The organism is Streptomyces hydrogenans (assembly GCF_014656075.1).
In the GTDB taxonomy this organism is placed as follows: Bacteria; Actinomycetota; Actinomycetes; order Streptomycetales; family Streptomycetaceae; genus Streptomyces; species Streptomyces hydrogenans.
This window is the reverse complement of the sequence record NZ_BNBS01000076.1, coordinates 33,059-40,766: the sequence shown is the minus strand read 5'-3', so window position 1 is coordinate 40,766 and position 7,708 is coordinate 33,059. Positions and strand designations below refer to the sequence as shown.

At 73.5% G+C, this 7,708-nt stretch carries 7 protein-coding genes; all 7 read right to left on the bottom strand.

The window, feature by feature from the left end:
• Positions 1-826, bottom strand: an 826-nt coding sequence (gene metK, locus IE321_RS27210) for a methionine adenosyltransferase (protein WP_190224880.1), incomplete at its 3' end; no start/stop codon positions are given.
• A complete protein-coding gene (locus tag IE321_RS27205) occupies positions 823-1,662 on the bottom strand; it encodes a thioesterase II family protein (RefSeq protein ID WP_190224879.1) in 840 nt (279 codons plus the stop codon). The genes IE321_RS27205 and metK, both read right to left, overlap by 4 nt.
• Positions 1,659-2,651, bottom strand: a complete 993-nt coding sequence (locus IE321_RS27200; RefSeq protein WP_190224878.1) for a 3-oxoacyl-ACP synthase III family protein — start codon at positions 2,649-2,651, stop codon at positions 1,659-1,661. The genes IE321_RS27205 and IE321_RS27200 overlap by 4 nt, the downstream gene beginning before the upstream one ends.
• A complete protein-coding gene (locus IE321_RS27195) occupies positions 2,648-3,715 on the bottom strand; it encodes an LLM class flavin-dependent oxidoreductase (RefSeq protein ID WP_043230216.1) in 1,068 nt (355 codons plus the stop codon). Before IE321_RS27195 ends, IE321_RS27200 begins: the two co-directional genes overlap by 4 nt.
• Before the next feature lie 27 nt (positions 3,716-3,742).
• Positions 3,743-4,987 carry an MFS transporter gene (locus IE321_RS27190; RefSeq protein WP_190224877.1) on the bottom strand — a complete coding sequence of 415 codons (1,245 nt, stop codon included), beginning with the start codon at positions 4,985-4,987 and terminating at the stop codon, positions 3,743-3,745.
• Positions 4,971-6,611, bottom strand: a complete 1,641-nt coding sequence (locus tag IE321_RS27185; protein WP_190224876.1) for an amino acid adenylation domain-containing protein — start codon at positions 6,609-6,611, stop codon at positions 4,971-4,973. The genes IE321_RS27190 and IE321_RS27185 overlap by 17 nt, the downstream gene beginning before the upstream one ends.
• Complete coding sequence (locus IE321_RS27180; RefSeq protein ID WP_190224875.1) at positions 6,604-7,707, bottom strand: HAD-IIIC family phosphatase; 1,104 nt, start codon at positions 7,705-7,707, stop codon at positions 6,604-6,606. The genes IE321_RS27185 and IE321_RS27180 overlap by 8 nt, the downstream gene beginning before the upstream one ends.
• Position 7,708 lies beyond the last annotated feature (1 nt).

Genomic DNA, 7,708 nt, shown 5'->3' with positions numbered 1-7,708 from the left:
CGCCGTACGTGTCGATGATGATCTTGCGGCCGGTGAGGCCGGCGTCGCCCATCGGACCGCCGACCTCGAAGCGCCCGGTCGGGTTGACCAGCAGGCGGTAGCCCTCGGTGTCGAGCTTGATGCCGTCCTCGGCCAGCGCCGCCAGGACGTGCTCGACGACGTGCGCGCGGACGTCGGGGGCCAGCAGGCCGTCGAGGTCGATGTCGGCGGCGTGCTGCGAGGAGACGACGACCGTGTCGAGGCGGACCGGGCGGTCGCCGTCGTACTCGATGGTCACCTGGGTCTTGCCGTCCGGGCGCAGGTACGGGACGGTGCCGTCCTTGCGGACCTCGGTGAGACGGCGGGAGAGCCGGTGCGCGAGGTGGATCGGCAGCGGCATCAGCTCGGGCGTCTCGTCGCAGGCGTAGCCGAACATCAGGCCCTGGTCGCCGGCGCCCTGCTGGTCCAGTTCGTCGCCCGCGCCCTCGCCGGAGGCGCCCCCGACCCGGGACTCGTAGGCGGTGTCGACGCCCTGCGCGATGTCCGGGGACTGCGCGCCGATGGACACCGACACGCCGCAGGAGGCGCCGTCGAAGCCCTTGGCCGAGGAGTCGTAGCCGATCAGGAGGATCCGGTCCCGGACGAGCTGGGCGATCGGGGCGTAGGCGGTGGTCGAGACCTCGCCGGCGACGTGCACCTGGCCGGTGGTGATCAGGGTCTCCACGGCGACCCTGGACGCGGGGTCGTGGGTGAGCAGGGCGTCGAGGACGGTGTCGCTGATCTGGTCGGCGATCTTGTCGGGGTGGCCCTCGGTGACCGACTCCGAGGTGAACAGACGACGTGTCATGAGGGGAGCTCCAGGAGGGAGTCGTGGGCGGTGGTGAGGTCACGGGTGAGGGTCCGGCAGACCGCCGCCGTGTGTTCGTACAGGTAGAAGTGGCCACCGGGCCAGGAGTGCCGGGTGGTCCCGGCGGTGGTGCGGCCGGCCCAGGGCGCGGCGAGCGCGGGGTGGGCGACGGGGTCGTCCTCGCCGGTGAAGAGCGAGAGCGGCGCCCCCAGCGGCGGGCCGGGGTGCTCCTCGTACGTGTCGACGACCGCGAGGTCCCCGCGCAGGGCCTCGACCATCGCCGTGACGACGTCGGGGATCGCGAGCACCTCCTCGGGCGTGCCGCCCAGTTCCCGCATGAAGCGGGTCAGCCGCTCCCGCGACCACAGGTGGCGCTGCTCGCGGTCGGGGCGGTGGCCGGGCGCGGGGGCGCCGGAGAGGCCGGTCCAGAGGGGCGGCAGGCCGTCCCGGGACAGCTCCCTCGCCAGCTCGTACGCGACGAGGGCGCCCATGCTGTGGCCGAAGACGCCGTAGGGCCCGTCGAGCACGCGCCGGGTGAGCGGGGCGAGCCAGTCCACCACCTCCGTGGTGGAGCGGCAGCCGCTCTCGCCGACGGCCATCAGGCGGCCCGGGAGGTCGACGGCGAGCAGGCGCCAGTCGGCGGGCAGGTGCCGCACCAGCGGGGCGAACGCCGCCGCGGATCCTCCGGCGTGATGGACCAGGAGCAGGGTGAGGGGCGCCCGGCCGGCCGCCTCGCCGCCGGCGCCCGCCCCGCCGGGACGGCCCGGCCCGGTGACCGGGGCCAGGAGCCGCCGCAGGTCCTTCCAGCCCGCGTACGGGCGCGTGGGATCGGTCATCGGCCCCGGTACTCCAGCGCCGTCACGCTCCAGCTGAAGCCCATGCCGCTGGCCGCGACCAGGACCAGGTCCCCGGGGCCGAGGCGCTCCTCGCCGATCAGGTCGCGGAGGGCGATGAACGGGTCGGAGCCGCCCATGTGTCCGTACCGGTGGTAGTTGAAGACGCTCTTGTCGGCCGGGATGCCGAGCCGGGCGAGCAGCTTCTCGTGCATGCCCTTGTCCCCCTGGTTGACGAGGAACCAGGCGACGTCCTCGATCCGCCTGCCGAGGGCGCCGAGCACGTCGTCGACGCGGGCCGGGAAGTTCTCCAGGTAGGCGTCGCCCAGTCCCTGCCGGCGGCCGCGGCGGCGCATGAGGACCCGGTCGTCCTCCACGTCGCCGGAGTAGTAGTCGGCCCACGACGGGTCGGTGCGCGCCGCGGAGGCCACCACGTCGAGCAGGCAGTCCTCGCGGCCGAGGAGGAGGGCGGCGGGCGCGTCGCCGAAGTTGAAGAGCGCCTTGGACTCGGGGTCCTCGTGGTCGACCAGCCGGCTGAGCCGGTCGCCGATGAGCACGAGGGCGTACGGGGCGCCGCCCAGGGCGAGTTCGGCCAGGGCGGTGCGGACGGCCGTCATGCCGCCGTTGCAGAAGTTGGCGACCTCGAAGCAGTGGGCGTGGGTGATGCCCAGCTCGTCGGCGACCTTGGCGGCCGGGGACCAGAAGGGCAGGTCCCATTCGCCCGAGCCCGCGTAGAGGACGAGGCCGATGTCGTCGGGGTCGATCCCGTTGCGCTCCAGGACGGTGCGGCCGGCGGTCGCGGCCAGCTCCCAGGCGGCCTCGTCCTCGTCGAGGGCCGGGAACCGCTCGGTGTGCGTGACGGCGAGGATGTCGGCGACGGGGACGCCGGAGGACTCGTGCAGTTCCCGCACGTCCACCTCCGACGAGGGGAACACCACCTCGAAGTCGACGATCCCGCCGCGGGTCCGGGCCCGTGTCGTCCGCTCGGTCATGACGGCCGGACCTCCCCGCCGGGGGAGGTGCGCTCGCGCAGCCGGTTCAGGTGGTCCAGGCTCGCCAGGACGTCCGGGGTGGGCAGCCCGAAGTCGATCAGGCAGGCGATCTCGTCCACGCCGATCGCGCGGAAGCGCTCCACCATGCGTTCCGCCTTGTCGACGGTGCCGAGGAGGCCGCCGTCGTCGAAGTAGCGGTCGAAGGAGCGGGCCACGATGAAGTCGACGTCCTCGGGCGAGAGGCGGGAGGCGTCGACGCGCTTGCCGTCGAGCCGGGAGCCGAGCAGCAGCCCGAGGGAGCTGCGCAGGTAGTCGCCGAGCGGGGCCCGCACGGTCTCGCGCACCGCGTCCTCGTCCTCGCCGAGGAAGGCGTGCACCATGAGGGCGACGTGGCCGGTCCAGCCGTCGGGGCGGCCGGTCTCGACGACGGCCTTGCGGTATTCGGCGATCTTGTGGGCGAGGTCGTCGAGGTCCTGGCCGAGCAGGTGGGTGAGGAGCCCGGAGCCGGACCGGCCCGCGTTGCGGAAGGTCTCGACGCCGCCGGCGCTGGTCACCCAGACCGGGAGCTCGGGCTGGACCGGCGGCGGGTAGATCCCGAGCCGCTGCTCGCTGCCGACCCCGTCGGTGACGGTGATCCGCTCGCCGCGCCACAGGGCGCGCACCTGCTCGACCTGCTCCAGGAGGATCTCGCGGCGGTTCGCGTAGTTCTCCGGGCGCAGGGCGAAGTCGGTGGCGTGCCAGCCGGAGGCGAAGGAGAGGCCGACCCGGCCGCCGGAGAGGTTGTCGACGACCGACCACTCCTCGGCGATCCGCAGGGGGTGGTGCAGCGGGGCGACGACGCTGCCGGCCCGGATGCCGATGCGCTCGGTCACCGCGGCGATGGCCGCGCCGGTCACCGACGGGTTGGGGTAGAGGCCGCCGAAGGGGTGGAAGTGGCGCTCCGGGGTCCACACCGCGCTGAAGCCGTTGCGGTCGGCGAACTTCGCTCCTTCCAGGAGCAGTTCGTAGCGCCGGTCGGTGGTGCCGGTGCTGTCGTTGGCGAAGTAGAAGAGGCTGAAGTCCATGGCGTGCGTTCTCCGATCGGGCGGCGGTCAGGAGGCGACGGCCGCTTCGGCGCCCGTCCCGGGGGCCGGCTTGCGGGTGCGTTCGGCCCAGGAGGCCACCGCGGGGGCGGCGAGGCCGGCGGCGAGGAGGAGGGCGGCGAAGACGATCCAGGCCGGCCATCCGAGCCGCACGATGAGCAGCGTGGCGAGGGCCGGGGTGACCATCGAGCCGAGCTGCGTCGACATGCCGAACATGCCCTGGTACTGCCCCTGGGCGTGGTCGGGGGCCAGGCCGAAGGCGAGCGACCAGGAGCCGGCGCTGTAGAGCATCTCGCCGACGACGTGGACGACGGCTCCGGCGAGCAGGGCGGCGACGGCGACCCAGACCGGGCGGTCGGCGGCGAGCGCGAAGAGGCCGCAGCACACGGCGAGCAGGACGCCGCAGCGGCGCAGGGCGCGGGCTCCGCCGCGGACGTCCTCGCTGCCCTTGCCGGCCCGCACCTGGAAGACCACGACCATGATCGTGTTCAGGATGAGGATCACGGAGTAGAGCCACTTCGGGGCGTCGGTGTGACCGGTGATCCAGATGGGCAGCGCGACGGTGAGGATGGCGACGTTCATCACCAGGACCGAGTTGAGCAGGGCGACGGCCGCGTACGGCAGGTCGCGCAGGACCGTCCAGGTGGGGCCCTTGCTCTCCTTCGGCACGGGGGCGACCGGGGGGACTGTCGTGTAGGCGACGCCGGCGATCACGAACATCGCGCCGCCCGCGATGAGCAGGCCGACGTAGGCGGGCCGGTTGTCGAACCAGAGGGCGACCGCGCCGGCGGCGGCGCCGAGGGTCACGCCGAGGTTGCTGACGGCGCGCATGTAGGACCAGGCGCGGACGCGGTCCTCCTGCGGGATGAGTCCGGCGATGAGGGCTCCGCGGGCGGCGTCCGTGGAGGACTCGGCCATCAGGGCGAGGCTGGTGACCACGACGAGGGCGGCGAAGCTCTCGACGAAGGCGTACGCGCCGACGAAGACGCCCAGCAGCAGCAGGAAGCCGACGGTGGTGTTGCGGGGACCCACCGCGTCGGCGAGCCGGCCGGCCGGGATGCTGGCGGCCATGGCCATGGCGGCGCCGATGCTCAGGGCGAGGCCGACCTGCTCGGCGGGGATGCCGACGGTGCGGGTGAAGAACAGCACGCTGACCGCCATGAGGACGCCGTGTCCCGCGGTCTTGGCGAAGTTGCTCAGACACAGGGTCCGGACGATGCCCGGCGGCGGGACGATGTCATCGAGTAGCGCCATGGTGGCCTCCGTTGCCGCCGGCCGGTCCGGCCGCGGCGAGGTTGGGGGACTGGAGGTCGCCGGCGATGCGCGGCCGGTCGATCTTGCCGTTGGGGTTGAGCGGCAAGGTGTCCAGGTGCCGGAATCGCCGGGGCACCATGTGGACCGGTACGCGCTTGCGCAGCCAGCGGCCGAGGGGCTGGGGTTCGACGGGGGCGCCGGTGTGGCAGCCGACGAGTTCGATGTCGTCACCGCGCTTGAGCGCGATGACGACGGCCTGGTCGATGTCCGGGTGGCGGCGCATCGCGGCCTCGATCTCGCCGAGTTCGATGCGGTAGCCGCGGACCTTCACCTGGTTGTCGAGCCGGCCGAGGTGCACGAGCCGGCCCGCCTCCCAGCGCACCCGGTCGCCGGTGCGGTAGTAGTGCGCCGCGGTGAGCGGGCCCTCGCCGTCGTACGGGGCGGCGCCGTGCTCGTCGTACGCGAGGAAGCGGCCGCGGTTGTCGGCGGGGTCCAGGTAGCCGTCGAAGCGCTGGGAGCCGCGGACGACCAGCTCGCCCTCCTCGGCGGGCCGGCCCGACTCGTCGAGCACCAGGTGGTCGAGGAAGTCGTAGACGGGTCCGACGGGGACGGTGTCATTGGAGGTGGCGGGCCATTCGGCAGGGTCGTCGGGCAGGGCGAACTCGGTGCAGGCGACGGTGAGTTCGGTCGGCCCGTAGACGTTCTCGATGGCGGCCGCAGGGGCGACGGCGTGCCAGGCCCTGGCCTGGTCGTAGGAGAGCTGCTCACCGATGAAGACGCTCATCCGCAGGCCGGTCGCCCGTCCCGCGGGCAGGTTGCCGAGCTGGGCGCCGACGGAGACCACGGACGGCACCGAGAACCAGTGGGTGACGCCGTTGTCGACGATGTAGTCGACGGGCGAGAGGAGTTCGGCCCGGCCGGGCACCACCAGGGTGGCGCCGCCGCCCCAGGTGACGAAGAGGTCGAAGACCGAGGGGTCGAAGGTGAGGTCGAAGGTGTGGGAGGTGCGGCAGCCGGGGCCGATGCCGTAGCGCGCGATGTTGTGCGCCAGGTAGGGGCTCAGGTTGCGGTGCCGGATCGGCACGCCCTTCGGGCGGCCGGTGGAGCCCGAGGTGAACAGGACGTACGCGACGTCGTCGGGGCCCGTGGTGTACGCCGGGAGCCCGGCGGCCGGGGCGGCCGTCGCGCGTCCGGCGGCGGCCACCTCCTCGGAGTCCAGGCGCAGTTCGGTGGGGACGAGCCCGGCCAGCTCGCCGTCCAGCTGGGAGGCGTCGCCGGCGTCCACGACCAGCACCTCGGCGCCCGCCAGCTCCAGGATCATCCGGTTGCGCCGCGCCGGGAAGGCCGGGTTGACCGGGGTGACGGTCGCGCCGAGCCGCTGGCCCGCCAGATAGGCGGCGAGGATCGCCACGGAGCGGGTCGCCATGACCGAGATCCGGCGGGGCGCCGAGCCGTGCGCCGCCAGGATCCGGGCGGCGACGTGCTCGGCGGCGCGGCGCAGCTCGTGGTAGGCGAGCGCGGTGCCGCCCGCCTCCACGGCGGGCTCGTCCGGGTGCCGGTCGGCGGCCCGGTCGAACCACTCGTACAAAGTGTCGGGCACCGCAGCGGCGGTGGCGTCAGCCACGTGACACCTCCGCGGCGGGGACGGTCAGGTCGGGGGCGTCGAGCCGCATGGTGGTGGGCGGCTCCTGGCGTGCGGGCTCGATGTGCAGCAGCTCGATGCCGTCCCGGTCCGGGCCGGTGACCGCGGCGGCGCAGGGGCAGGCGTCGCCGGTGAAGCCCGCGAAGCGGTAGGCGACCTCCATCATCCGGTTGCGCTCGGTGCGCCGGAAGTCGGCGGCGAGGTGGACGCCCGCCGCGGCGGCCCGGTCGGTGAGCCAGCGCAGGATGACGGAGCCCGCGCCGAAGGAGACGACCCGGCAGGAGGTGGCGAGGAGCTTGAGGTGCCAGACGCCGGGGAGCCGTTCGAGAAGCACGATGCCGACGGCGCCGTGGTCGCCGAAGCGGTCGCGCAGCGCGATGACCAGCACCTCGTGGCCGGGGTCGGCGATCAGGGCGCGCAGCTCGGCGTCGCCGTAGTGGACGCCGGTGGCATTCATCTGGCTGGTGCGGAGGGTGAGTTCCTCGACCCGGGCCAGGTCCTCGGCGGCGGCCCGCCGGATGGTCATGACGAGGTCCAGGGTGCGCAGGAACTCCTCGTCCGCGCCGGTGAAGTCCTGGCGGGCCGCCTCGCGGCGGAATCCGGCCTGGTACATCTCGCGGCGCCGGCGCGAGTCGGCGGTGGTGACCGGGCTGAACTCGGGGAGCCCGGGCAGCTCCAGGACCTCCTCGGCGGGGTAGCAGCGCACCTCGGGGAGGTGGTGGGCGACCTCGGCGCGCTCGGCCGGCTGGTCGTCGACGAACGCGATCGTGGTGAGGGCGAAGTTGAGCTCCGCCGCGATGTCGCGGACGGATCCGGACTTGGGGTTCCAGCCGATCCTCGGGTGGACGAAGTACTCGGCGACGCCCAGCTTCTCCAGCCGCTCCCAGGCGTGGTCGTGGTCGTTCTTGCTGGCCACGGCCTGGAGGATGCCGCGCTCGTCGAGGGTGGTGATCACCTCGCGGACCTCGTCGGCGAGGACGACCTCGCCGTCCTCCAGCAGGGTGCCCTGCCACAGGGTGTTGTCGAGGTCCCACACCAGGCACTTGACGGTCGGGGCGGCCTCGGGCTGCTCGGTCATG